This is a genomic window from Allobosea sp. (genome assembly GCF_048595345.1).
Classification (GTDB): Bacteria; Pseudomonadota; Alphaproteobacteria; order Rhizobiales; family Beijerinckiaceae; genus Allobosea.
Map to the genome: position 1 here is coordinate 1 of NZ_JBMDWH010000025.1, position 24447 is coordinate 24447.

Annotated in this window: 21 protein-coding genes and 1 tRNA gene; 11 read left to right on the forward strand and 11 right to left on the reverse strand. The window is 67.8% G+C overall.

Features of this window, described 5'->3' with window-relative positions; genetic code table 11:
• Positions 1 to 296 (reverse strand): hypothetical protein (locus tag ACOJTB_RS03510; protein ID WP_420101135.1); only part of this gene is annotated, 296 nt, incomplete at its 3' end.
• Between the two features lie 168 nt (positions 297 to 464).
• Between ACOJTB_RS03510 and ACOJTB_RS03515 the strand changes: the two genes are divergently transcribed.
• Positions 465 to 1784, forward strand: a complete 1320-nt coding sequence (locus ACOJTB_RS03515; RefSeq protein ID WP_420101136.1) for an OmpP1/FadL family transporter — start codon at positions 465 to 467, stop codon at positions 1782 to 1784.
• 132 nt (positions 1785 to 1916) lie between these two features.
• Here ACOJTB_RS03515 and ACOJTB_RS03520 read toward each other — a convergent pair whose 3' ends face one another.
• The 7 genes from ACOJTB_RS03520 to ACOJTB_RS03550 all read right to left on the reverse strand — a co-directional run bounded on the left by ACOJTB_RS03520 (position 1917) and on the right by ACOJTB_RS03550 (position 8718).
• A complete protein-coding gene (locus ACOJTB_RS03520; RefSeq protein ID WP_420101137.1) occupies positions 1917 to 2351 on the reverse strand; it encodes a DUF1236 domain-containing protein in 435 nt (144 codons plus the stop codon).
• 221 nt (positions 2352 to 2572) lie between these two features.
• Complete coding sequence (locus ACOJTB_RS03525) at positions 2573 to 3547, reverse strand: tripartite tricarboxylate transporter substrate-binding protein (protein ID WP_420101138.1); 975 nt, start codon at positions 3545 to 3547, stop codon at positions 2573 to 2575.
• Between the two features lie 67 nt (positions 3548 to 3614).
• Positions 3615 to 5114, reverse strand: coding sequence for a tripartite tricarboxylate transporter permease (locus ACOJTB_RS03530; RefSeq protein WP_420101139.1), 1500 nt, complete (start codon positions 5112 to 5114; stop codon positions 3615 to 3617).
• A gap of 5 nt (positions 5115 to 5119) precedes the next feature.
• Positions 5120 to 5638 (reverse strand): tripartite tricarboxylate transporter TctB family protein, encoded by a 519-nt coding sequence (locus ACOJTB_RS03535; RefSeq protein ID WP_420101140.1) that lies wholly within the window; start codon positions 5636 to 5638, stop codon positions 5120 to 5122.
• Entirely contained in the window at positions 5635 to 6624 is a 990-nt protein-coding gene (locus ACOJTB_RS03540) for a LysR family transcriptional regulator (protein ID WP_420101141.1), read from the reverse strand. The genes ACOJTB_RS03535 and ACOJTB_RS03540 overlap by 4 nt, the downstream gene beginning before the upstream one ends.
• 358 nt (positions 6625 to 6982) lie before the next feature.
• The gene (locus tag ACOJTB_RS03545; RefSeq protein WP_420101142.1) at positions 6983 to 7909 is read right to left on the reverse strand and encodes a DMT family transporter; all 927 of its coding nucleotides are present in this window, start codon (positions 7907 to 7909) and stop codon (positions 6983 to 6985) included.
• Positions 7910 to 8055: 146 nt separating this feature from the next.
• Positions 8056 to 8718, reverse strand: a complete 663-nt coding sequence (locus tag ACOJTB_RS03550) for a glutathione S-transferase family protein (protein ID WP_420101143.1) — start codon at positions 8716 to 8718, stop codon at positions 8056 to 8058.
• 329 nt (positions 8719 to 9047) lie between these two features.
• Between ACOJTB_RS03550 and mgtE the strand changes: the two genes are divergently transcribed.
• The gene (gene mgtE, locus ACOJTB_RS03555; RefSeq protein WP_420101144.1) at positions 9048 to 10415 is read left to right on the forward strand and encodes a magnesium transporter; all 1368 of its coding nucleotides are present in this window, start codon (positions 9048 to 9050) and stop codon (positions 10413 to 10415) included.
• 288 nt (positions 10416 to 10703) lie between these two features.
• Here mgtE and ACOJTB_RS03560 read toward each other — a convergent pair whose 3' ends face one another.
• Positions 10704 to 12401 carry a GGDEF domain-containing protein gene (locus tag ACOJTB_RS03560; RefSeq protein ID WP_420101145.1) on the reverse strand — a complete coding sequence of 566 codons (1698 nt, stop codon included), beginning with the start codon at positions 12399 to 12401 and terminating at the stop codon, positions 10704 to 10706.
• Positions 12402 to 12530: 129 nt separating this feature from the next.
• Entirely contained in the window at positions 12531 to 15524 is a 2994-nt protein-coding gene (locus ACOJTB_RS03565) for a sensor histidine kinase (protein WP_420101146.1), read from the reverse strand.
• Between the two features lie 219 nt (positions 15525 to 15743).
• Between ACOJTB_RS03565 and ACOJTB_RS03570 the strand changes: the two genes are divergently transcribed.
• From ACOJTB_RS03570 to ACOJTB_RS03590, 5 genes are all read left to right on the forward strand, one after another.
• Complete coding sequence (locus ACOJTB_RS03570; protein ID WP_420101147.1) at positions 15744 to 16196, forward strand: phasin; 453 nt, start codon at positions 15744 to 15746, stop codon at positions 16194 to 16196.
• 462 nt (positions 16197 to 16658) lie between these two features.
• Positions 16659 to 17198, forward strand: coding sequence for a phasin family protein (locus ACOJTB_RS03575; protein ID WP_420101148.1), 540 nt, complete (start codon positions 16659 to 16661; stop codon positions 17196 to 17198).
• A gap of 133 nt (positions 17199 to 17331) precedes the next feature.
• Positions 17332 to 17408 (forward strand) — tRNA-His (locus tag ACOJTB_RS03580).
• 189 nt (positions 17409 to 17597) lie between these two features.
• Positions 17598 to 18026, forward strand: a complete 429-nt coding sequence (locus ACOJTB_RS03585; protein WP_420101149.1) for an Hsp20 family protein — start codon at positions 17598 to 17600, stop codon at positions 18024 to 18026.
• Between the two features lie 110 nt (positions 18027 to 18136).
• Positions 18137 to 18403: a BQ00720 family protein gene (locus ACOJTB_RS03590; RefSeq protein WP_420101150.1), complete on the forward strand. Its 267-nt coding sequence runs from the start codon at positions 18137 to 18139 to the stop codon at positions 18401 to 18403.
• Positions 18404 to 18412: 9 nt separating this feature from the next.
• Here ACOJTB_RS03590 and ACOJTB_RS03595 read toward each other — a convergent pair whose 3' ends face one another.
• Positions 18413 to 19189 (reverse strand): alpha/beta hydrolase, encoded by a 777-nt coding sequence (locus ACOJTB_RS03595; RefSeq protein WP_420101151.1) that lies wholly within the window; start codon positions 19187 to 19189, stop codon positions 18413 to 18415.
• A 108-nt stretch (positions 19190 to 19297) separates the two neighbouring features.
• On the opposite strand from ACOJTB_RS03595, the gene ACOJTB_RS03600 reads away from it, so the two are divergent.
• The 4 genes from ACOJTB_RS03600 to rpmI all read left to right on the forward strand — a co-directional run.
• Complete coding sequence (locus tag ACOJTB_RS03600; RefSeq protein ID WP_420101152.1) at positions 19298 to 20515, forward strand: glycosyltransferase family 4 protein; 1218 nt, start codon at positions 19298 to 19300, stop codon at positions 20513 to 20515.
• A 123-nt stretch (positions 20516 to 20638) separates the two neighbouring features.
• On the forward strand, positions 20639 to 21181 hold the full coding sequence (gene infC / locus ACOJTB_RS03605) for a translation initiation factor IF-3 (RefSeq protein ID WP_076436814.1): 543 nt from the start codon (positions 20639 to 20641) through the stop codon (positions 21179 to 21181).
• Positions 21182 to 21522: 341 nt separating this feature from the next.
• Complete coding sequence (locus ACOJTB_RS03610; RefSeq protein WP_420101153.1) at positions 21523 to 24084, forward strand: chemotaxis protein CheW; 2562 nt, start codon at positions 21523 to 21525, stop codon at positions 24082 to 24084.
• Between the two features lie 192 nt (positions 24085 to 24276).
• The coding region (rpmI, locus tag ACOJTB_RS03615; protein WP_420101154.1) for a 50S ribosomal protein L35 at positions 24277 to 24447 on the forward strand (171 nt) is incomplete at its 3' end.

Genomic DNA, 24447 nt, shown 5'->3' on the forward strand with positions numbered 1-24447 from the left:
TCCTGGCCGGGCGCGCCGTAACGAAGCAGTTTCAAGGTGTTTCCCCCAGATTCAAACGATCTAATTGATGCACGATCCTGCCCGCAGCCGGTGCCGGAAGGCAAGAGCGTCGCTGCATGACGCGCCCGCGCGATATGGGCGGCAGACTTGTTGCGGGAATGACACGCCTGCCGGCAAAGCGTCGCAGCATCGCGATTCCCGGCCGGGAGATGCCTAGAAGCAAAGGCCCGAAAAACCGCCGAAAGTTCACATATAAACAGTTTGTTTCGGAACCATTGCCCCGTGCCGGTCGCCATTTTCGAGAGGTTTTGCGGACTTTCGCGATGCTGCAGCGCGAAAAAAGGCTCTCGCCGGGCCGAAGAGTGGCGTCATGGGCGGGATTGCGGCGAAATTCGGCTCGGGCCATGGTTCGAATCGAGCGAGGCGACCAGCCTCCGCATGAAACAAATATTGGGATGGATTCGATGAAGGGCCTCGTCCGCACTGTAGCCGCCGCCTCGGTTTCCCTCGCTGCCCTCGTGGCTGCCGGCGCCACCTCGGCGAGCTCCTTTGCGATCCGCAGCGGCCAGAGCGCCGAAGGCCTCGGCATGGCCTATGCCGGCGCTGCTTCCGGCGGCATCGGCATGGGCGCCATGGCCTGGAACCCGGCGACGATCACCATGTTCCCCGGCCGCAACAGCCAGTGGAACTTCACCTATCTGAATGCCAATGCAGCCTATGACCCGACGCAGCCGACTCGGCTGGCGTTGCCCGGCGGTCCGCTGAACCCCATCCAGAACGGCACTGGCAATCTCGGCGGCGACGGCGCCTTCATCCCGGCCTCCTATTCGGCCTGGCAGCTTACCGACAGGCTCTGGGTCGGCATGACGACCGGCGCGCCCTACGGCCTGCGCTCGAAGGCCGAGAACCAGGTCAACGCCGCGCAGATCTATGGCCGCTCTGCCCGTCTGGGGACCATTAACGTCTCGCCGACGGTCGGCTATCAGGTCAATGACTGGCTTTCGATCGGTGCCGCGCTGCAGGTGCAGTATCTGAAGGCCTCGCTCAAGCAGGCGTCGGGCATCGGCCCGGCTGCGCCGCCGGTGATTCTGGAAGGCGACACGATCGATTTCGGTTACCGCTTCGGCTTCACCCTCACGCCGATGCAGGGCACCTCGATCGGCCTGGCCTATCGCTCCTCCATCCGCCAGAGCCTCGACGGTTCGTTCCGCACGCCGGTCGCCTATATTCCGGTCAAGGCCAATCTGAACCTGCCCGACTCGGTCGTTTTCGGCGTGTCGCAGGTGATCAACGAGCAGTGGCAGGTGCATGCCGGCGTCGAGTGGACGAACTGGAGCCGTTTCCGCAACATCCCGATCGTCGCCAAGCTCGCCGGCGTTCCGGTCACCAGCCTGAACTTCCAGTATGACGATGCCTGGTTCTTCTCGCTGGGCGCCGAGTACAGGTACAACAAGGATCTGACCCTGCGCGCCGGCGTCGGCTACGAGCTTTCGGCCGTCAACGATCGCAACCGCACGATCTTCATCGCCGACAATGACCGCCTCTGGCTCTCGGCCGGCCTGAGCTACCAGCTCACCAGCAAGCTCAAGCTCGATGTCGGCTACACCTTCATCGACGTGAAGAAGGCCAAGGTGAACTACACCGGCTTCCACCCGCAGCAGAGCGCCGTACTCTTCGCCGGCGAGGCCAAGCCCTACATCAACGTCGTCTCCGCCGGCCTGACCTATCGCTGGGACGATCCGGCCCAGACGGTGCCGGTGCAGCCGGTGGTCCGCAAGTACTGAGGCCGCGCCGCGGCGCAGCGCCCCCAGGAAGCCGGAAAGGCCGCGGCACTGCCGCGGCCTTTCTCTTTGGATCGAAGGAAAAAGAGAGGCGGGAGCGGAGCGAGGCCCCGCTTCCGCGACGCTTCCCGGCGATCACTCGATGATCTGGACGATCCGGCGGCTCTGCGGCTCGACGATCACGGTGCGGTCATTGACCACGGTGTAGCTGTAGTCCGAGGCGCGCGGGCCGTAATCGGCCGGGAGGCGGTGATACACGACGCCCTGTGCCGGCAGCACGGTGCCGACGGCGACCGGCTCGGCATAGGTGTAGGACGGCACGCGCTGTTCGACGACATAGGTCTTCAGCTTCGGCTCGGCGGCATCGCCGATGATGGCGCCGACAACGGCCCCGCCGATGCCGCCGACAGCCGCACCGACCGGCCCGCCGACGACGGCGCCGCCGATGGCCCCGGTCGCCGCGCCGCTGGTCGCCCCGCCAACGGCGCCGCCGGAGGGCTGCTGGGTCTGGGCGAAGGCGGCAGCCGGAGCCAGCGCCAGCGTGGCGACGATCGCGATGGTCTTGATCATGGTCGTTCTCCTCTCGGGTGTGAACCTCGGCAGGGACAACCACGGTATGGCGATACGGTTCCGGTTGGGCTCGCTCACGAGTTGTTAACGAGGCTTAACAGCCGCGAGAAACGGCCGTGCTTGTCAGCGGGCTCGCGCGCCAGCGAGTGAGCGTTCGCCTGGAACGCAAAAGGGGCGGGCCCGCGGCCCGCCCCTGATCGTCCTTGCGAAATGCGCCGGCGTTACTGCTTCGACGCGGCGCTGAGGGCAGGGGTCAGCTTGTCGGCGTCGCGCTTGATGATGGCGGCGAAGCCGGCGGGCGTGCGGTCTTCGGCAGTCGGCAGCACCGTGCCCAGATCGAGCAGGCGCTTCTTGGTGGCCTCGTCGTTCAGCGCCTTGTTCAGCGCGTCGACCAGCTTGTCGACGGCCTCCTTTGGCATGCCCTTGGGGCCGGCGATGCCGTTCCAAGCCTCGATCTGGAACTCGGGCAAGCCCGCTTCCTTGGTCGTCGGCACGTTCGGCAGAGCGGGAGAACGCTCGGCCGAGGCCACCGCATAGGCCTTGATCGATCCAGCACGCACCTGCTCGGCGACCGAGACGATCTGGTCGCACATGAAATCGACCTGGCCGGAGACGAGGTCGTTCAGCGCCGGGCCGGTGCCGCGATACGCGACGGAGTTGATCTTCGGCGTACCGAGCACGCCCTTCAGCAGGGTGCAGGTCGTCCAGGACACCGAGCCGACGCCGGCGTGGGCCTCGTTCACCTTGTCCTTGTTCTCCTTCACATAGGTGACGAAGCTCTTCAGGTCCTGGGGCGCAAAGGTCTTGCTGGCGACGATCAGGATCGGCGTGCCGCCGGCCAGGCCGATGGTCTGCATGCCGTTGATGGGATCGTATTTCAGCCCCGGATAGGTGGCCGGCGCCGCCGAGAAGGTGCCGAGATGCCCCATCGCGATGGTGTAGCCGTCCGGCGCCGCGCTCACGGCGCGGGCGATGCCGGTGGTGCCGCCGGCGCCCGCGACATTCTCGATCACCAACTGCTGGCCGAGCGTCTTGGACATGTGGTCGGCGACGATGCGGGCGATGATGTCGGTCGGCCCGCCGGCCGCGAAGGGCACGATCATGGTGATCGGCTTGGTGGGGTAGGCCTGCGCCTGAGCGCCGCCGGCGAAGGCGAGCGTGGCGGCGGCAGCAATTCCGAGAACCAGTTTCTTCATCGATCTCTCTCCCTTTTATCGTTGTGCGGTGAAAGGTGGGGCGCGGCCTCGAGCGGCCGCAACCCCGTCATTCGGCGAAGGCTTCCTCGCGCTTCTTGGACATGGACGGCAGCAGCGCGATGACCAGCACGATCACCGCGACGGCCAGCAGCCCGGCCGAGATCGGCCGCTCGAGGAAGGTCATGAACGAGCCGCGCGAGATGATCAGCGCCTGGCGCAGCTTTTCTTCCATCAGCTTGCCGAGCACGAAGCCGAGCAGCATCGGCGCGGGCTCGAAGCCGAACTTGATCAGCAGATAGCCGAACAGGCCGAACAGGGCCGTGAAGGCGACGTCCAGCGGCTGGTTGTTCACCGAGTAGATGCCGATGCAGCAGAAGATCAGGATCGCCGGGAACATCAGGCGATAGGGCACCTGCAGCAGCTTCACCCACAGGCCGACCAGCGGCAGGTTGATGACCAGCAGCATCAGGTTGCCGAGCCACATCGAGGCGATCATGCCCCAGAACAGCTCCGGATTGCGGGTCATCACCTGCGGGCCGGGAATGATGCCGTGGATCGTCATCGCGCCGACCATCAGCGCCATCACCGCATTCGGCGGAATGCCGAGCGTCAGCAGCGGGATGAAGGCGGTCTGCGCGCCGGCATTGTTCGCCGATTCAGGCCCGGCCACGCCCTCGATCGCGCCTTTGCCGAAGCGGGACGGATCCTTGGCGAGCTTCTTCTCCATCGTATAGCTGGCGAAGGGCCCGAGAACCGCGCCATTGCCCGGCAGGATGCCGAGAATGCCGCCGACGAAGGTGCCGCGCAGGACCGGCGCCGCCGCCTGCTTGATGTCGTCCCAGCCCGGCAGAAGCCGGCCGATCTTGGCCCGCACCACGTCGCGCGCCTCGGGGCTTTCCAGGTTGCGCAGCACTTCGGCGAAGCCGAACACGCCCATCGCCAGCACGGAGAAGTCGATGCCGTCCGACAGGGCTGGGATGCCGAAGGTCAGCCGCTCCTGGCCGGTTTCCAGATCGGTGCCGACCGTGGAGAGCAGCAGCCCCAGCATGATCATGCAGAAGGCCTTCAGGATCGAGCCGCGTGCCAGCACGACCGCGAAACACAGCCCCATCACCATCAGCGAGAAATACTCCGCAGGGCCGAAAAGCAGCGCCATTTTGGTCAATGGCGCGCCCAGCGCGGCGATGATCAGCGTGGCGACGCAGCCTGCGACGAAGGAGCCGATCGCGGCGGTTCCGAGCGCGACGCCGGCCCGGCCCTGCTTGGCCATCTGGTGGCCGTCCAGGGCGGTGACGACGGCGGTGGCCTCGCCCGGGATGTTGACCAGGATCGCGGTGGTCGAGCCGCCATATTGCGCGCCGTAATAGATGCCGGCGAGCATGATCAACGCGCCGGTGGGGTCGAGCCCGAAGGTGATCGGCAGCAGGATCGAGATCGTCGCGATCGGCCCCACGCCCGGCAGCACGCCGATGAGCGTGCCGACAAGGCAGCCCAGGAAGCACAGTGCGATGTTCTGCAGGCTCAGCGCGACGCTGAAGCCCAGCGAGAGATTGGAAAAGATATCCATGTCGCTCAGATTCCCAGCAGCCAGGGCGCCAGCGGGATCGGCAGGCTCAGCGCATATTTGAACAGCGCGATGCAGGCGGCCGACATAGCGATGGCGAAGATCACCAGCTGCTTCTTGTTCAGATCATCGGCTGCGAGCCCGGAATACAGGATCAGCAGCGGGCCGGAGACGAGCAGGCCCAGAGCCGGAACCTCGATCGGCCCGATCGAGAAACCGCGGATCGTCAGCGCAAACAGGCAGGCGCCGCCGAGCACGAAGATGATGCCCTTCCACGACCAGCCCGACAGCGCCTCGCCCTGATAGCGCAGAGAGCCGAGCGCCAGCATCACGCCGAGCACGCCGCAGATCACCGCGAAAGCCTTGGGCAGCATGCCGGGGCCGAGCTGGCGCAGCGTGCCGGAGGACAGGTCCCACGAATAGAGTAGGGCGACGAGCGCCAGGAACATCATGAACAGGCCTCCGGCTAGGTCCTGTGTCGAGCGGACGCGCAAGCCTTGCGCGCGTTCGATCTGGTTCAGACTCATTGGGCTCCTCCAGCTAGGGCTTCCAGCCGCTCCGCCTGTTTCGACGGTTGTGCGGATGTGGCGTAGGGCAGCACGTGCCGCTCCTCGATCAGGGTGACGCTCTCGCGCAGGATCGCGAGGAAGTCGTCGCGCGGCGGCAGCTTTTGCTGCGGGCGCCAGGCGACGCCGATGAGCGCGCCGGGCGGCGGCGGATCGAGCAGCGCCCCGCGCAGGCGCCGCAGGGTCACGCCGGGAAAGCTCAGCCGCGAGACCCAGTCCGGCGCCAGCGCCATGCCGAGCCCGGCGGCGACGGCGGACATCACGGCCGGTTTCTCGGTCGCTTCGATCGTGACGTTCGGCACCGCGCCGACGCTTTCGAAATAGGACATCACCAGATCATAGGCATAGGGCCGCGCCCGCTTGGACGGGACGACGAAGGGCTCGCCGACGAGATCATGCATCGTGAGGTGGTCGCGCGCGGCCAGCGGATGGCTCTCGTTGAGCACCACCAGCGGCCGTTCGACTCGCAGGATCTCGAACGCGCAATCGGTCGGCTTGCGCGGCGGGCGCATCAACGCCAGATCGAGCTTGCCGGCTTCCAGCATCTGCACCAGCGAGGTCGTCATCGCCTCGACGAATTTGATCTCGGTGCCCGGGAAGCGAGCGCGGAAGGTCATCAACGCTTCGGGCGCGAAGCTAGACGAGGCGGCGTCGATCGCCCCCACGCGCAATATTTTGCCGGCTGAAAGGGACGCTTCGCGGACATTGCGCGAGGCATGCTCCATCTTCACGAGAATTCCCTTCGCCTCCTCGAGCATGATCAGCCCGGCGCGGGTGAGGGAGACCTGCCGCGTGGTTCGCGTCAGCAGATTGACCCCGAGTTCGTCTTCGAGCGAGCTGATCTGGCGGGAGAGAGCCGGCGGCGCAATGCTCAGCCGTTCCGCGGCGCGGCCGAAATGCAGCTCCTCCGCGACCGCGATGAAGCATCGCAGCTGCCGCACATCCATCGGCGTCCCCTGTTTCCCCTTGGCGCCGCTTGGTCGCGGCATCTCATCGGCCAAAATCCCCTGAACGACTCCGGCATTTTAGTCGACCCGATGAAAATTCATAATAAAACGACAATAATCCACAAGGGGCAACAATGCCGCCGGGCGCGGATTGTCTGCGGTGGCCCCGAGCCTCGTGCCGTGCTTCGCAAGGATGTGGCGCCAAATGCCGTCTACCGCGCCGCAGCATTGCGCCGGGACACTCGGTTCGGGCTCTTTGATGCGGAATTGCTCCTGCTCGGCCCAGCGTTCAGCGCCCGAAATCCATTGCGTTTAATCGGTTGAATGGACGCAATGCAGAGAGAAGAGCGAGGCGGCTTCAGTCGTGCGGGGCGGGGCGCCGGCGCGCGAGCAGGCGCCCGTCGATCAGGGCCAAGCCCAGCGCGATGCCGGCCATGCCGGCGAAATGGCGCGGCAGCAGCGCCTCGCCGAGAAACAGCCAGCCCAGCAGGATCGCGCTGACTGGAATGAGAAAGGTCACCAGCATGACATTGGTGCCGCCGGCCCGGCTCATGATGCGAAAGAAGATCGCATAGGCGAGGGCGGTGGACAGCAACGCCAGCGCGATCAGCGCGGCGGCCGTCTGCAGGCTCGGCACCGGCAGCGTCCAGGGCGGGGTGAAGACCAGTACGAGCGGAATCGACATCACCGTCGTGGCAGTGACCTGGCCGGTGGCGGTGACCAATGGCGGCAGCCCCCGAAAGCGCCGGCCATAGAGAGCGGCGAAGCCATAGGAGAGCGCGGCGCCCAGACAGGCGAGCTGCGGCAACAGCGCGCCGCCGATCCCGTTCACCGCGTCCGGCCCCATCAGCACCGCTACTCCGACGAGGCCCGCCGCCACCCCGGCGAGCTTGGACCCGCTCGCCTTTTCGCCGCCGAACAGATGCGCGACCACGACGCCGAAAAGCGGCGTCGTGGCGTTCAGGATGGAGGCCAGCCCGCTGGCGATCTGAGTCTGTCCCCAGAAGATCAGGCCGAAGGGAATGAGATTGTTGAGCAGGCCCATGCCGAAGAATGCCAGCCAGACCTGTCGGCCGAGCCGCATCGACAGGCCGGATGCCCTCACCACGATCAGCAGTGCCGCCGCGGCGAGCGCGACCCGAGCCAGCACCACGGCGAGCGGCGGCCATTGCTCCACCGCGATCTTTCCGAAGAAGAAGGAGGCGCCCCAGAGCAGGGACAGCAGAACCAGCAGCAGCCAGTCGCTGGCGTCCATAGCGGGTGGGCGGGCGCTGCGGTCAGTCATCGGGCGGCTCTTCGACTTGGCGACAGGGGACAGGGGGCAGGCCCCGGAGTGTCCGTCTGGCGCCGCGCCGTGACGCGCTGTGGCAGCAGGCCGGAGCAAGGGGACGATGCAGCCGACGCCGGCCCCGTCCCACCCGTTTCCTGCGCTCAGGCCGGCTCCGCCTCGCGCGCGGCCCACATCGCCTGGAAGGCGGGGCGGGACTGGCAGGCGGCCAGCCAGGCCTTCACATGCGGGGCGGCGTCGAAGAGCTGCGTCGCCGGCTTGGCGTAGCGGATGATCTCGGCGAGGTTGATGTCGGCGACGGTGAAGCGCCCGCCCATCACGAAGCCGCCGCCCTCGGCGAGCGTCCGGTCGAGAACGGCGAAGGGAGCGGCAAGTGCGGCGAGCGCTGCTTCGACCAGTTCCGGCTTGCGCTTCTCGGGCGAGAAGGCGGCCATGTGCTGCTGCAGGTTCAGCGTGTGGGTCTCGCATTCGATCGCGCCCCACAGCGCCCACATCGCGGCGAGCCCGTCCTCCTGCACGCTCGCCGGCGCCAGCGGGCCGCCATGCTTGCGGGCGAGGTAGAGGTTGATCGCCAGCGATTCGTGCAGCCTGAAGCCGTCATCGTCGATGCTGGGAATATGCCCGTTCGGATTGATCGCCAGAAAATCGGGATGGCGCGTGTGCAAGGGGGCGTCCGCCGCCTGCGGATCGGCGAGGCGATAGGCCTGGATCACCGGCACCTGCTCGAAGGGCAGGCCGAGCTCGTTGGCGAGCCAGATCACGCGCGTGGCGCGCGAGCGGGAGCAGCCATAGATCGTGAGTGTCATCGTGGTTTTCCGGCTGTTCGAGCGGTGGAGGGCGGCCTCGGCGCGGCCGAGTCGGACGGGCCGGACGATAGCGGATCCGGGCTGTCGCGACCAAGCCCGCTCGCGCGCTGCGCCGGGCGGAAAAAACCGTTTGACGCAGCGCAACAGCGGGTGCATTGGCACCCCTGTCGGCGCCCGCTGCCGACCTTCACAGGACAACCCACCCCGATGCCAACCGACAGTCCCAGTCGACAGTCGAAGCCGTCTGCTGCCGCCTCGCGCGGCTGATCCGGGGATCCGGCTCAGCCCGAGCGACCGGCCGCCGACGGCCGATCGCAAGGACAGAGCCCATGAATGCCACCACTCTCGCCCCCGACCTCCTAGCGCTCACGCTTGCCCGGACGCTGACGCAGGAACACGTCGCCGACATCGTCGAGACGCTGAACGAGCAGGACAATGCGAGCGTCGCCCGCATCCTGCTGGAACTGCCCTTCGAGCGGGCCGTCGAGGTGCTCGACCAGCCCGAACTCGCCGAAGCCTCCGACATTGTCGCCCTGCTGCCGCAGGAGCGCGCCGCCGCCCTGCTTCAGGCGATGTCGGCCGACCGTGCCGCCGACGTCTTCGAAGATCTCGAAGAGCCGTTCCGCGCCAATATCGGCGCCCTGATCGACCGCAAGACCCATTCCGAGCTGGAACGGCTCTCGGCCTATCCGGAGCACAGTGCCGGCTCGATCATGACGACGGAGTTCGTCAGCGTGCCCTCGACCTGGACGGTGCAGCAGACACTCGACCACATCCGCCATGTCGAGCGCTCGCGCGAAACCGTCTATGCGATCTATGTGCTCGATCCGCTGACGCACAAGCTCGTGCGCTCGGCGTCGCTGCGCCGGCTCATCAGTGCCGATCCCGCCGCGCCGGTCGCCTCGGCCGGCTTCGAGCACAAGCCGATCACCGTCGCCGCGGAGACCGATCGCGAGGACGTGGCGCGGCTGATCTCGAAATACAACCTGCTCGCGGTGCCGGTGGTGGACGAGTCCGACCATGTGATCGGGATCGTCACGGTCGACGACGTCATCGACGCGATGATCGACGAAACCACCGAGGATGTGCAGAAGCTGGGCGGCATGGAGGCGCTCGACGAGCCCTACAACGAGATCGGCTTCGGCCGGATGATCCGCAAGCGGGCCGGCTGGCTCTCCATCCTGCTGATGGGCGAGATGCTGACGGCCTCGGCCATGCAGCATTTCGAGGGCCAGCTGGAAAAGGCGATCGTGCTGTCGATGTTCATTCCGCTGATCATGAGCTCGGGCGGCAATTCCGGTTCGCAGGCGACCTCGCTGATCATCCGGGCGCTCGCTCTGCGCGAGATCACGCTGAAGGATTGGTGGCGGGTGGTTCTGCGCGAACTGCCCTCCGGCATCGTGCTCGGCACCATCCTCGGCACCATCGGGGTGACCCGCATCGCCGTCTGGCAATGGCTGGGCTTCTATGATTACGGCCCGCATTGGGTGCTCGTCGCCGCCACGGTCGGCTGCGCGCTGATCGGCATCGTGACCTTCGGCTCCCTGATGGGCTCGATGCTTCCCTTCCTGTTGAAGCGTTTCGGCTTCGATCCGGCGAGCGCCTCGGCCCCGCTGGTGGCGACGATGGTCGATGTCACCGGCCTGGTCATCTATTTCGGCGTCGCCGCGGCGATCCTGACGGGCACGCTGCTGTAGAGAATGCTGAGTTTGCTCGGAACCACACCGTCATCCCGGGCTTGCCCCGGGATCCATCGAAGGGCTCAGGAACGCTACGATAGATCCCGGAGCGGCGCTGCTTCGCAGCTTGCCCGGGATGACGCCGTCGTTCCACGAGACACCAGCATGCTCCAGACCATCGCCTGTCCGAACGGACGCGGTCGCGTGCTCTAGCGACCGTGCCTCGAGCACGCGGCTTCGGCGGCGCGCTGGAGGGGCTGGGACGGAGCCGCCGTCATGCGGCCTTTCGCCGGCGAGCCAGGCGTCTCAGCCGGAGGCGACGACGAGGTTGCGGCCGCCGGTCTTGGCCTGATAGAGCGCCGCGTCTGCTGCTTCCAGCAGGTCCTGCCACATGCCAGGCCGTGCGGTCGTGACCGCCGTGCCGAAGCTTGCGGTGACCGCGACGAGGCGGTGATCGGGCAGCATGAAAGGCTCCTGTTCGATCATCTGGCGCAGCTGCAGCGCGATTGCGGCCAGCGCCTCCGCGCGGGCACCCGTAAGCAGCACGGCGAATTCCTCTCCGCCGAACCGCGCCACGAGATCCTCCTCGGCGAGCACGGCGGCGAGCCTCTGCGCTGTCGCCCGCAGGACCGCATCGCCCGCCGCATGGCCGAAGCGGTCGTTGACGCTCTTGAAGTAGTCGAGGTCGAGCAGGATGAGCCCGACCCGGACCGAGCTGCGCGAGAGTTCGGCGGCTGCACGTTCCAGCGCTCCCCGGTTGAGGACGCCGGTCAGCCCGTCGGTCTCAGCCTGGACACGCAGCTTGTTTTCAAGGCGCGTGCGCTCGAGATCGAGCCTGTCGCGCTCCAGGAGCCTGTCACGCAGCCGGCCCAGCGCATCGAACAGCGCACGCATCTCTCCGCGAACGGACGGCTGCGGCACGCCGGGCGCTAGATGGCCATCGGCCAGCCGCATCACCTCGTCGCGCGCCGCCAGAAGCGGCGCGAACAGCAGCCGCTGGGCGCAAACCAGCAGCAGCAGCTCGGCGCCGAGGGTGAGGAGGATGGCTAGACAGGCGAGCAGGAACGCCTGCCGCGCCGTGTCCCTCTCGGTTTTGAGCTGCCGGATGATCTGGGAAAGATAGGTGTCGCGCAACGTCTCGATAGGCCTGAAGCTCGGCACGATCGCGCGGGTGAAGCTCGCCGCCGAGAGCGTCGGGTCGCCTTCCCGGAGGCGCGCGCGCGCATCGTCGATCAGCTGCAGGCCATAGCCGAAAAATTCCGCCTCGACGGCACGGCGGGCCTCCATGAGAGCGGGCGTTTCGCTGGCGGCCAATTGCAGCTGGAGCAGCTGCCAGAGCTGGACCACGCGGCCGCGCGCCTCCCCGAACGCCACGCTCTGCGCGGCATCGAGCGGCCGGCTCTGCGAAACGGCGATGACGACATGCGAACCGATCCGGCCGGCCTGATCACGCAACTGGGCGAGCATCCGAGCGGTGATGGCCCTGCCCATCAGATTGGAGCCCGGGACGATCGTCCGGCCCATGGCCGAATCGATCAACGGCCCCGTCAGATCCGCCGCTGCGAACATCGTCTCGATCGCCCGCTGGATCGCCGCGGGATCGCGCTCCGCGCGCGGCAGGTCGAGCACCGCGTCAACCGCGAGGCGCGAGCGGGCCAGCGTCTCCTCCAGCGCGGTGCGTGCCGCCGAGGCGGGCAGAGTGGCAAGATCCGCATCGATCCGCCTGCGGATCTCGTCGAGCCGGCCGGCCCGCGCCGCCTCGCCGGTTGTCGCCCGGCCCATCGCGATATTGGCCGGGCCGCGTTCGGCTGCGACCTCGCTGGCGATGGCGAGGACCGCGCTGAACGAGAGCAGGCTCGCCAGCCCCTCGCGCGATTTCTGGTAACCGGACCAGAAGCCGGCCAGGGCATTGGCGCCCAGCACCGCCGAGCACATCAGAATCAGCACGATCGCCGCCTGGAACCAGTGGTGGAGACCGGGGCTGCGTGAACCGGAGGTAACCATCAGGGCAGGGCTCGCTGACGCATGCGGGCGGGGTCCTCCGCCCCTCGGGCGAGCTTCAGCCTAGGAGATGGTCAAACACGGCGAAACTGTGGCGCCCGCGCTGTCCCGCCACTCAGCCTCGCACGTGGCTCAGCTCGCCAGAACCCGCTGCGGCGGGAAGGTAACCTCCACCAGGGTGCCTTCCTTCTTGACGCTGGTGATCGCCATGGCGGCCCGGTTGGCCTCGACCAGCGCCTTCGTGAGCGGCAGGCCGAGGCCGGTGCCGCCGGAGCGGCGGGTCGTTGGAACCTGCCTGAAGGGTTCGAGCGCCAGCTTCAGCTCGTCGTCATCCATGCCGATGCCGGTGTCGCGCACGCGCAGGATCGCCTCGCCCTGGTCGCCCAGCGCCGTCGAGATGATCACCTGTCCACCGGCATCGGTAAACTTCACCGCGTTGGAAAGCAGGTTGATCGCGATCTGCCGGATCGAGCGCTCATCGGCCACCACCGGCGGCAATTTCGGCGAAAGGCCGGAGCGCAGCACCACCTTGGCCCGCTGCGCCTCCGGCTGGAGCAGCGCGACGGTCGAAAGCGCGATGTCGTTGAGGTTCACGCTGACGAAATCGAGGTCGAGCTTGCCGGCCTCGATCTTGGCGAGGTCCAGAAGGTCGTTGACGAGGCTGATGACGTAGCCGCCCGACTGGTGGATGTCGCGCAGATACTCCTTGTAGCGCTCGTTGCCGATCGGGCCGAACCGCTCCTCGGCCATCACCTCCGCGAAGCCGATGATGGCGTTGAGCGGGGTGCGGATCTCGTGGCTGATCTTGGCGAGCACATCGGATTTCTGCGCGCTGGCGAGTTCCGCCGCCTTGCGGGCATCGACCAGTTCGCCTTCCGTCTTCTTCCAGGCGGTGATGTCGCGCAGCACGGCGCAGAAGCGCGGCTCCTCGCCATGGGCGATCTGGCCCATGGTCATGAACAGCGGAATCTTCCCGCCCTGCCGCACCCGGCCGGCAACCTCCCGCCCATCGTTCAGCAGGGAGGCGACACCGCCGCCCTTCAGCCCTTCGAGGTAGTCGAGCGCGGGGGCGTGGCTCTCATTGGCGAAGAGCAGCGTCAGCAATTCGCCCGTGACCTCGCGCTGGTCGTAGCCGAACAGGGCCTCGGCCGCCTTGTTGAGAGAGAGAATGCGCCCGCGATCGTCCACCGTCACCACGCCGTCCGTCGCTGTGTCGAGCATGGCGGTCAGCTCCGCGATGCGCTCGTCGCGAACCTCGGCATCGAGCCGCAGCGCTTCGACGCGGGCCGCCGATTCCGCCTGCTCGGCCTCGAACTCGGCCGCCAGCTCGGCTTCCTCGGCCTCTTCGGGAGTGAGAACAGGCACTTCACCGCCGCCATCGGGGTGGCGGAAAGCCATCAGCGTCGCCGGCTCGTCGAGCCAGTCCACGCTTGAGATCACCGCCTCGACCCGCACCAGATGCTGGCCTCGGTCGATCAGCGTCATCGCTCCGCCGCCGCTGCGCTCGGCATCCTTGATCAGGCGGCTGACACCCCCGCCCGCCTTCAGATCGTCGAGATCGGCATAATCCAGCAGATCGAGCAGGGTGCGGTTGGCATAGAGCGCGTCCTCGCCGCGGTTGACGAGAACCGCGACCGGCAGCCGGTCGAGCAGATCGGCATGGGCGTTGCGCTGCCGCACGGGCGGCGCGGCCATCGCGACCGTTTCCGCTTTGGCGGCAGGCTCGTCGATGCCCTCGCGCTCCTTCACCCGCAGGGGCGCGACCGGCGGCAGGCGCGGTTCGGTTGTCGCGCCATCGTCGGCGAGGCGGGCGCCGAGCGCCTTGGCGATCTCACGGAAGGCGTTGCGCTCGGCCGAGCTGAGATTGGTCTTGGACGGCTCCAGCACCGGGCGGATCGCGAGGGACCCCTGGCGCAGCGGAAAAATGTTCCCGGGCGCCGGCTCGGTCGCGGCAGCCGGCGGTTCCGGCGCCGACTCGGGCCCGTCCTCGTCGCCGGTGGCTTCGTCCTCGGCGCCGGCCATCTCGGTCGCATCGTCTTCGCCGGCCGGCTCGGCCGCCTCGGCGGTCGCCGCAGCGTCAGGCTCGGCGTCATCGGCCGGCTGCGGCAGGATGTCGGGCGTGCCGTCCACGACAGGGGCGGGCTCGGCCTCCGGAAGGGCAGGCGACGACACCTCGTCCGAGGCCTGTTCGAGCGGTGCCGCGGCGACATCACCGGCGGCGGCTTGCTGACTGGGGTCGGCGTCCGGCAGGGGCGGTGCCGCGACCACGACCTCCTGCGGGAGTTCGGCTGCGTCCGGCTGCGGCAAGGGCATGCTGTCGCTGAGGCGGGCCAGGCCGAATCCACGGAAGCCCGCCGGTTGCCGCTCGGCACCGAAGATGGGCACGGCGGAGAGTTCCACCGGGGCGGCGCTGTCGGTGCCGTGCAGGCGCCACAGCACCACATGGCCGCTCCAGGTGGCCGCAGTCGCGAATCGCTCCGCCAGCCCGCCATCGCGGTCGATCAGCGTGGTGCCGATCAGATCGGTCCAGCTTCGGCCGATCAGCGCGGCCGCGGCGCCGGGCCCGCCGAGCATCTCGACCGTATCGGCCATGCGCGTGAGCCGGCCCTCGGCGTCGCTCTGCCAGACGAAGCGGATCGTCGCGGGGCGCGGTTCCTGCTGGGTGGAGGCGGGGGGGTGGGCAACGAGCTGGGCAGCACGTGGCTCCGCAGCGCTGGCGGCGAGGTCCGAAGCCGCCTTTGCAGGCGCCTGGACGCCGAGGCGGCGCAGTTCGGAGGCGGGAATCGCCACGCCCAGCACCGGGCTCGCGCCGGGAATCGCGACGAGCTTGCAGCCGCAGACCAGCGGAACGGCGGAAAAACTCGCCTTCAGCCGCAGCCGCTCCAGACGCAGCCCATCGGTGGAGGCGAGCCCGCGCGCCAGCAGATCCAGCCGCCGCGCAGTTGGCAGCGGCGAAGCCTGCAGCTCGCCGCCCAGCAGGGCGGTGCCGGCGGGGTTGGCATGGCCGAAGCGGCTGTGCTCGGTGTCCCAGAGCAAGAGCGCGCCGCCGGCCGCAAACGCTCTCAGCGCCGGATCTTCATCCGCCGCCGCGCCCCGTCGCGCCCAGTCCTGTCCGGCTTCGTTCATGCCCGTGCGCTCGTTCGATCCGCATCGTTATGGATAACAGAGCCTTAATAACCGGCAAACGCGCGAGAATCCATGGAACCAAAGACAGCTCTCCCGCTTCCCCTCGCAATAGCGTTAATATGCCCGGCGGGCACCGCCCGCTGGAAGATTGTCACCGCCGTGTCGCAGTGTTATTGCACTGCACAATATGTCGATCCGTCTCTTTAAAGGAGCATTTCCATGAACGGCAAGCTTCCCTACGAAGTGCCCACCGAGATGCGCGATTTCGCGGAGCGCAGCGTCGAGCAGGCCCGCAAGGCCTTCGACGGCTTCATGAGCGCCGCGCAGAAGGCTGTGGACAGCGCCCACGGCTCCGCCGAAACGGCCCGCGCGAACACCCATGACGCGACCCGCAAGGCCATTGCCTATGCCGAGAACAACGTCGCCGCCGCTTTCGATCTCGCCCGCAAGATGGTCGCTTCGAAGGACCTGACCGAGGTCATGCAGCACCAGTCGGAGTTCCTGAAGGCCCAGATGGCCGCGCTTCAAGACCAGCTGAAGCAGATGGGCAGCGCCGCCCAGCAGGCAGCGAGCGAGGCCGCCGAGACGATGAGCCGCACCGCCAGCGACGCCGCCGAGAAGGTGACGCAGACCGCCGAGACGGTCACCAAATCGGCCACCAAGCCGCGCTGATCCAGACGACGCCGCCTCCGGGCGGCGTTTGCTTGCCATCGGGATCGCGGCCGGGCTTGACCGGCCGCCATGCCCGTCATGATGGAGGAGAGAGCCATGGCGAAACCGCCCCCGACCCGGACCCGCTCCAAGGCGCCGGTCAGTCTTTCGCCCGTGAAGGCTCTTAGCAAACCCCCGGAGCGTCAGTCCGCCGACGCCTCCACCCGCTCCGGGCCGGCCGGCGCGCCTGCCGCCGCAGCCGCGAAAGCGGCTCCCAGACGCGCCTCCGCCAAGGCCGCAGACGCTCCCGCCGCCGTCGCGAAAGCGGCTCCGGCCGAGTCGTCTGCCAGCAGCGCGCCTGCCGCCACCAAGCCCACGGCCGACAAGTCCGTTTCGGCGATGACCAACGCGGCCAAGCCTGCTGCGTTAAAGCCGGCTCCGGCCAAGCCTGCTCCCTCCAAGCCAGCCGCTGCGAAAGCCGCCGTGAGCGAGGCTCCGGCCGCCAAGCCTGTCGCGACATCGAGGCCGGCGGCCGCCGCGAAGCCTGCCATCCGGGCCACGGGCGGCGCCGCGCCGATGGTCGCGGCCGCCGCCGCAGCCCAAACCGCCACCGAATCTGCTGCCGCCACCGTCGAGGCTGTCGGCGAGACCGTCGCCAAGGTCGCGCATGACGCCGTGGCCGCCTCGGTCGCGAAGGCCAAGGACGCAGCGCCCCAACCTGTCTCGCTGGGACAATTGCCGCCGCCGCGCCTGCCGCAGGCCGCGACTCTGGCGGGGGAGGCGGTGCTGAGCCAGACCCTCGCCGTCGCCAAGACCTGGGGCGCGATGCAGGCCAGAATGCTTCAGCACGCCTGCGAGGAATTCAAGGCGAGCGTCGACGACGCGGAGAAGCTGGCACGGGTCGACACGCCGTCGCAGGCGGTGACCCTCCAGGCCCAGGCGATCCGCCGGACCTACGAATCCTATGCGGATCATCTGCGCGAGCTGGCCCGCATCGCCAATGCCGGTCTCAAGAAGGATTGAGGCCAGGGCGACCGGGGGGCCGCAGGCCACCGCGAAAAAAGAGTGATTCCGCGGTTGCAAAAGCCCGTCGCCGGCTCTAGGTTCCGCGCCGCTGGAGACCGCCCGCCGCGGCAGGGCTCCGAGCGCCTGATGGGCAGCCATAGCTCAGTTGGTTAGAGCGCTAGATTGTGGATCTAGAGGTCCCCCGTTCAAGCCGGGGTGGCTGTACCATTCTCCCGTCATCATTCGTGCTACCGTCTCGTCGGCACCGCCTTGCGCGCCGGGCTTGAACGCCGGCATGGCCCTCGCCATATTCGATCCAAGCGGGAGGGTGTGCCTCCTGCCTGCGGAGTGCTGCCGAAAGCGGGCTCCGATGGTCGATGGAGCGCCTCTCGAGGGCTTCGCGCAAAGGCTTGAGGAATGACGCGCACTCCCAGTCTGTCCCACCCCTTCCTGCTCGGCTTCGACGACATCGAGCGGGCTCTGGACCGGGTGGTGAAGGGCGCCAGCGAAGGTTACCCGCCCTACAACATCGAGCGTCTGGCCCGCACCGAGCGGGAACCAGACAGATTGCGGATCACCCTCGCCGTCGCGGGCTTCTCCCGCGATCAGCGGGAGATCACGCGGGAAGAGAACCAGCTGACCATCCGCGGGCGCCAGAGCGATGACAAGAACCGCCAGTTCCTGCATCGCGGCATTGCCGCTCGGCAGTTCCAGCGCAGTTTCCTTCTGGCGGAGGGCATGCAGGTCATGGGGGCGGACCTGTCGAATGGTCTGCTGGCGATCGATCTGGTCCGGCCGGAACCGGAACGCTTCATCCGGCGTATCGATATCGTGAGCCGCGATTAGAAAGCGCTTCAACGGCCCGATCTTGGAAGGTGCGGAAGCGGTTTACGCATCTGTTCATCATTGAAGGCGCAGTCTTCGAACCGCATTCGCACTGCTCAAAGGAGGGCGCGATGAAACAGGATAGGATCCACACCCAGGCGAACCCGCTGACCCCCGCCGAATTCGCGGCGCTCGGCACCGGCGAAGTCGCCTATCTCAAGCCGATGACCTCGGACGAGCTGATGCGGCTTTTCCCGCATGCGCCCAAGATCGAGTCCGGCCTGCATCTCTATACGCTGCTCTCGGCCGATGGCGCCCCGATCCTGGTGACCGATACGCCCGAGGCGGCCACCGCCAATGCTTGGGAGCACGACCTGACGATGGTCAGCGTCCACTGACGGGAAAGCTCACCCCGCGGTCGTCAGTCCCGCGACTGCGTCCGTGAGCCTGCCGAGATCGGCGGGTGTCGAAAGGCGGTGATCGCCGCCCTTGACCAGCGTGAGCACCACCGGATCGCCGGAGAGATGCTCGACCAGCTTGACGGCTTGCCGCCATGGCACGTCCGGATCGGCCATGCCTTGCAGGATATGGACGGGGCAACCCGTCCGGATCTCGCCGCCGAACAGGATGTGGCGTCGTCCGTCCTCGATCAGGGCGCGGGTGATCGGCGTCGGTTCGGGCGAGTAGTCCGACTCGCGTTGCCACACGCCCTTGTCCAGGATCGTCCTGCGGATCGCATCCGGCATCTGCGCCCACATCAGCTCTTCGGTGAAATCGACGGCCGGGGCGATCAGCACCAGCCCGGCCGGGCTCAGGGCGGTACCCGCGAGCTGCCGGGCGGCGAGCAGTGCGAGCCAGCCGCCCATCGACGAGCCGACGAGCACGGGGGCCCGCTTGCAGCGGTTTTCGATCACCGCCAGCGCATCGGCCAGCCAGTCCGACAAAGTGAAGGCGGCAAAATCGCCTTCGCTCTCGCCATGACCGGAATAGTCGAAGCGCAGGAAGGCCCGGCCCCGTTCGGCGGCCCAGCCGGCCAGAGCCTCGGCCTTGGTCGCGCGCATGTCGGAACGAAAGCCGCCGAGCCAGACCACGGGGGCGCCGTCGCCGGCCTGCTCGAGAAAGGCCAGGCGCCGCTGCGCCGGGCCTTCGCCGGTGACGAACCATTGCGGGGGCTGTCGCTCCAAGGCAAATCTCCTGTGGCGAATCGGGTCGCCGCGACACATTGAGGCTGCGGGCGTTGTCCCGGACGGGCATAGTCGCCCGGAGGAATGGAAGTCCAGATCGTCGAGAGCATGTCCTTCAAGCCCGGTGCCCATCTTTCCCTGCCGTCGACCGAGACGCATGCGCTGGCCGGGCGCACGATCCTGCAGATCATTCCCGAGCTGGAAGCCGGCGGAGCCGAGCGCACGGCGGTGGATATCGCCAAGGGGCTGACCGATATCGGCGCGCGCGCGTTGGTAGCGACCGAGGGCGGGCGCCTGGTCGCGGAGTTGCAGGCCAAGGGAGGCGTCTGGTTGCCGTTCCCGGCCGCCTCCAAGAACCCGCTCGCCATGGCGCTCAACATCCGCCGGCTGGTGGCGCTCTGCCGCGAGGAGGAGGTCGAACTCGTCCATGCCCGCTCGCGCGCGCCCGCCTGGGTGGCGCTGGCCGCCGCGCGCCTGTTGAAACTGCCTTTCGTCACGACCTATCACGGGTCCTACAACAGCCGCTCGGCCGTGAAGACGCTGTATAATTCGGTGATGGCGCGCGGCGACGTCGTCATCGCCAATTCCGCCTATACGGCCGGGCTCATCCTCGCCAAGTATCCGGTGGCGCGCGATCGGGTGCGGGTCGTCAATCGCGGCACCAATTTCTCCGCCTTCGCCCCGGCGGCGGTGACGGCGGACCGGGTGCAGGCCCTTCGCAAGGCCTGGGGCGTGGAGGCGCACCAGCGCATCGTGTTGCTGCCCGGCCGGCTCACGAGCTGGAAGGGGCAGCGTGTGCTGATCGAGGCGGCGCGACTGATGCGGGAGGGCGGCGACGACGAGACCGCCTTCATCCTCGCAGGAGACGCGCAGGGGCGGGACGGTTATGTGAAGGAGCTCGACGGGCTGATCGCCAAGGCGGGGCTGGAAGGGCGGGTCCGCCGCGTCGGCCACTGCGCCGACATGCCCGCGGCCATGCTCTCGGCGGCCGTCGTCACCGTGCCGTCGACCGATCCGGAGGCGTTCGGCCGCGTCGCGGTGGAAGCGCAGGCGATGGGCGTGCCCGTCGTGGTGTCCGATCTCGGCGCGGTTCCCGAGACGGTGCTGGCGCCCCCACAGGTGCCGCCCGGCGAACGCACGGGCTGGCGGGTGCCGCCCGGCGATGCGCAGGCGCTGGCCGAGGGCCTGCGCGAGGCCCTTGCCCTACGGCCCTCCGCGCGCGACGCGCTGGCGCGCCGGGCGCGGGCCCATGTCGAGCGCGAGTTCTCGCTGGAGGCGATGGTCTCCGAAACCCTCGACGTCTACAGCGCGCTGCTGGGAGGCTGACGCCGCGGCCCTTCGCCCGGCGGCGGAGGTCGGACCAGCGGAGTCGTGCATTGACAACGCGCATCTTTGTGCAATGTGTCTCATCCATCGGCGCCGGAGGCGCCAAATTCAGGAGAAGTCCCCATTCGTCGTCCGTACCGCGCAGCCCCGACCCCGGTTAAGGAAGGTCCCCGCTCGAACCGCGACATTCGCGGCGTTCGCGAAGTTCAGCTCATCGACGACACCGGCGCCAACCGTGGCGTGGTCTCGTTCTTCGATGCGCTGAAGATCGCCGAGGATGCCGGTCTCGACCTCGTCGAGATCGCCCCGAACTCCGTGCCGCCCGTCTGCAAGATCCTCGATTACGGCCGCTTCCGCTTTCTGGAGCAGAAGAAGGCTGCCGAAGCGCGCAAGAAGCAGCGCACCATCGAGATCAAGGAAATCAAGCTCCGTCCCGGCATCGACACCCATGACTACGAGGTGAAGATGAAGGCGATGCACGGCTTCTTCGAGGAAGGCGACAAGGTGAAGGTCACCCTGCGCTTCCGCGGCCGCGAAATGGCCCACCAGGATCTCGGTGTGAAGGTGCTCGAGCGCGTCAAGGTCGATACGGCCGAAGTGGCGAAGGTCGAGAGCGACTGGCAGCTCGAAGGCCGTCAGATGGTGATGGTGCTCGCCCCGCGGTGAGCGCCGGCTCGGCCGACGCCCCGAATCGGTGCCGCAGTCAGCAGCAATCCAAAAGCCCCGGATCACCTCCGGGGCTTTTGTTTTTGCCCGTAAGGCCTGGGTTCCACCCCGGTCAGGGTCCCGACGACAGCGACTTGTTCCGGTTTTCGGAACATCGGTCGCCGTGACAGACCGTGAAGGCTCGGTCCTCGCCATGTGCCTGCGAGCGCTGCGGTCTGTGCCGCAAATTTGGGCGGCCTTTGATCTCAAGCAAGGTGCGAATCGCACGGGGCCGGGGTTAGATGACGCTGGGACAGGAGGCGCCGGACGGCGTGGCCCTCCGTTCAAAGGTCGAGGCTGGCGTGGATAAACGTGACGATTTCGGCGATCGGGAGCTCGCGCGGCTCGTTCGTCATATGCGGGCGATCGACGATTACCGCCAGAGCTTCGACCGGCTTCAGGCCTCCTGGGACACCCTCACTTTGCTCGGCCAGCTATCGGGCGGCGCGACCGAGATGGCCGGTACGCGCAGCGCCTTCGCCGACCTGACCAGCGATCTCTTGGGGCATCTTGCCATTGCCACCCGCGACAAGGTGGTCAGTGACCTGCGCACCAAGGCGCAGAACGCCATCGACGTGTTGGTGCGCAATCTTTTCGAGCGCACGGCCGATATCGGCTTCCTCGCCGCCGACACCGACATCCGCGAATTCCTGGAGGCGCGCGAGCGTCCGGCCGAGGAGCGCAGCCGGATCGAGCGGCGCTTCCGCGATTATGTTGCGAAATACTCCGTCTATTCCGACATCGTGCTCGTCGATGGCGCCGGTGTCGTGCAGGCACGGCTGGGCGACCATCCGGCGGGCGAGATCTCGCACCCGATCGTCTCCGAGGCGCTGGGCTCCGGCGGAGCCTATGTCGAGTATTACGGGCCGGCCGGTTTCGTCTCCGACGGGGACGAACTGCTCTATGCCTGGCGCGTCGAAGGCACCGGCGGGCGCCGTCTGGGCGTCCTCGTGCTCGTCTTCCGGCTCGACGACGAGATGGCCGGGATCTTCCGGAAATTGCTGCCGGACACCGACTGGACGGTGCTCGGCTGCGTGACCTCCGCCGGCAAGATCGTGGCCGGCTCCTGCCCCCTGCAATTGCCGAGCGGGCTGCAGGTCGCGCTGGCCGGGCTCGAAGGCAAGGCGCCGGTGCTGCGCCTCGGCGGCCGGCGCTATCTGGCCGTGGCCTGCCAGGCCTCGCCCTATCAGGGCTATGGCGGCCCCGGCTGGCTCGGCATCGGCCTCGTGCCGCTGGAAGCGGCCTTCGACTGGGAGGACGGCGAGAGCGGCTCGGCCATCGACGAGGAGCTGCTGGCGACGGTGACGAGCTGTTCGGCGCTGTTTCCTCCTGCACTGCAGGCCATGTCGCGTCAGGCGGCCGCGATCCAGAGCAATCTCAATCGTGCGGTCTGGAACGGCTCGATCCGTCAGGTCGGCTCCGATCAGGCGAATGCCGAGTTCTCCAAGATCCTGCTCTGGGAAATTTCCGACACCGGTCGCAAGACCCAGGCCGCCTGCGACGCCTCGGTGCGCGAACTGCACCGCACCGTGGTCGCGGCGATGCTCGACAAGTGCCGCTCCCGCGCCGCGCTGGCGATCGACGTCATGGATCGCAATCTCTACGAGCGCGCGAATGACTGCCGCTGGTGGGCGCTCAACGCCACCTTCGCACGTGCGCTGACGAGCCCGTCGCCGGAGTTGGCGCGGCTCTGTTCGCAGACGCTGGCGCAGATCAACGCGCTGTACACCGTCTACACAAACCTGCTCCTGTTCGATGCCAAGGGCAGGGTGGTCGCTGTCTCCCAGCCGGACCAGGCGCATTGGGTCGGCAAGACGCTGACGCAGGAATGGGTCGGCCGCACGCTGCAACTGCGCTCGGACCAGAACTATGTCGTCTCCGCCTTCGAGGCGTCGCCGCTCTACGGCGAGGCCGAGACGCTGATCTACAGCGCCGCCGTCCACGACAAATCCGCCCGCGCCGTCGGCGGCATCGCCATCGTCTTCGATGCGACCCCGCAATTCTCGGCGATCCTGAAGGACTGCCTTCCCTGCGACGATCTGGGCCAGCCCTTGCCGGGCGCCTTCGCTCTGCTGTTGGGGCGCGACGGACGGGTGATCTCCTCCACCGACGACGCCTTCGCAGTCGGGCAGCCCAGCGCGCTCGCGGCCGAAATGGCGAATGTGCTCCGCCATGGCGACGCTGCCGCGATCAGCAACATCGGCGGGCGCAATCTCGGGATCGGCGCCGCCTTCTCCAAAGGCTATCGCGAATACAAGCGCAGCGACGGCCATGAGCCTGATGTCATGGCGATCTGCGCCGTGCCGCTGGGCGAGGCGGGCGCCGCCGCCAGGCCGCGCGAGCGCCAGGTCTCCAGCAATGCCCAGCTTTCCCCGCGCCGGCTGCAGGGCGCCAGCTTCGAGGTGGCGACCTTCCATATCGGCCGGCACTGGCTCGGCCTCGATGCCGCGCAGGTGGTGGAGGCGGTCGATGTCACCGGGCTGAAGCCTTCGGCCCGGCAGGCCCGTGACGGCCTGCTGGCGGGCTACAAGCTCCATCAGGGCGAACCGGTCCCGGTTCTGCGGCTCGACCGCATGCTGCGCCTCGACGCACAAGGCGGGGATGGCAGCCAGATCGTCATCGTCAGGGTGGAGGGGCGCATCTTCGGCCTCATGGTCGATTCGCTGGGTCCGATTCCGGCGATTGCCGAGAGCGACGTGCAGCCTTTGCGCGAGATGGGCAGCCGCATCGAAGTGCCGGCGCGCGGCATCGTCGCCTCCGACACGGTGGCCGGCGCCGAGCGCGGCATGCTGCTGCTGCTCGATGCCGGCCGGCTCGGCGTGCGGCTGGAGAGCGAGGCGCGCCTGCTCCAGGCCGCCGAATGACCCGCGCCCGGCCCGGAGCCGCGCGCCCGGCCGTTCCGCCTCTTGCCATCAGCCGGCTTTTCTGCGATACGCGCGGCCTTCGATCGCCCGGCTGATAAGGGCTGCCGTGGCGGTCGATCTTTGCTTCCTGAAAGCAAGAACTGGCCGAAAGCCGCCGCAAGGCGCGCTGGCCTATGACCGATAGGAGCTGAAATGCCCAAGATGAAGACCAAATCGGCCGCCAAAAAGCGGTTCAAGATCACCGGTACCGGCAAGGTGCTCTACGCCCAGGCCGGCAAGCGTCACGGGATGATCAAGCGGACCAACAAGCAGATCCGCAATCTTCGCGGCACCACCACCCTGTTCGAGGGTGATGCGGCCAAC